This is a genomic window from Lysinibacillus sp. GbtcB16 (genome assembly GCF_019091145.1).
Lineage (GTDB): Bacteria > Bacillota > Bacilli > Bacillales_A > Planococcaceae > Lysinibacillus > Lysinibacillus fusiformis.
Genome location: NZ_JAGXJV010000055.1, coordinates 1 through 1,441, shown reverse-complemented (window position 1 = coordinate 1,441; position 1,441 = coordinate 1). Strand labels below are relative to the sequence as shown.

General features: G+C 39.3%; 1 pseudogene. It reads left to right on the top strand.

Going from position 1 to position 1,441, the window contains the following annotated elements:
• Positions 1-98: 98 nt before the first annotated feature.
• A pseudogene (locus KVT27_RS23185) lies at positions 99-1,441 on the top strand (phage tail spike protein); the annotation flags it as partial.

The following is a 1,441-nucleotide window of genomic DNA, read 5'->3' as shown; positions in this document are numbered from 1 at the left end:
CAAAGCGCAAATGGACTATCACTCCCGAGGGAACGATTAAAGCAAATGAGTGGACTTACATTGCTGTAGGTATTCACACAGCGGACGGAGAACCGACAATGTTTACACCGTTCTTTTTCTCGGAAACGCTAGTAAATGCAAACCAGGATTCTTATATCAAGTTTGTGCAGATCACTAAAGGGAATCAGCCCGTAACAGATTGGATTCCTCCGATAAGCGAAGTAGTTTCTAGTAAGGAGTTTACCCAAACTACAAATGAGATCAAACAGACGGCAGAGGAAAATACAGCTACAATTACAAAAATAGAGAGTTCAATCAACAATGAAAATCATCTATATGATTCTTCTGCTAATCGTGTATTACCAAAGTTTATTAATGGTGGAGACCCTTCTCCTTACCATATTTTCAACGCTGAGCATAAATTTGAAGGAGATTATTCTACTTTTAAGTGCCTTGACTGGCACGACGGTTTTTATCAAGTTGGGGACTATCTCGGCAATAATTTGCGTGGCTTTGATGTGGGTCAAGATATTACGCTTTCCCTAGACCTGGCTTCAGAGTCTAACTGGGTTGAAATTATGGTGTTTCAGCGTGTAGATGATCAATGGACAGTTCCTACTAATAAATTTTTCAAATTCGAGAATACAGACTGGAAACGGGTAAGTTATACATTCAAGTTAGATAACAAATGTAAATCCTGGATGTTCCGTATCAGGATGGACGCAAGAGAAGAAAACCAAGGTAAACGTTGGTGGATTCGAAACTTGAAGCTTGAAAAAGGTTCATTTGCTACTCCCTGGCTAGTTTTATCTGCTACCACTCAAGAGTTAAACCGCCAAACAAACGAAATTAAGCAGACTGTAGGCGAAAATTCAGCAAAAATTACCCAGGTGCAAACCAAAGTAAATAATATGAACGATGATGTAACTAACTTGATGATTGATTCTAGCACGTTCCAGGGTGCTGTAAATACCCTTGATGGCGGAGCGGTTAATAGATGGTGGTTACGGGATAGTGGTGGTATTTGGATTCCTAAAGAAACATTTGAAGGTTCAGCAATTGCAGAAACACAGAGAAATTGGAAAGGGATTGCTTACAATTTTGGTGATCTTGTAAAACGTGGAGTTGTGAAGTTAGGCGACGAAATTAATTATAGTATGTATATTCGAGTTAAAAATCTTCCTGATGGTGCTTTATATCGTAATACATTTTACTTTAAAGGTTTCGTAGCAAGTGTGGACATGCCTAGTGCCACTAATCAGTGGAAACGTATTGAAATAAGCTTTATTGTAACTGAGGAAATGATGTCCTCTACTGGTGAATCAACGACTGATTGGATGCGTGTAGAAGGATGGGAGTCACTTCAGGGTGAGCAATTCTATCAGCAGTCTAAACCTCAGATAACTATAGGCAATAAGCTTTATACATGGAGACCAGCTCC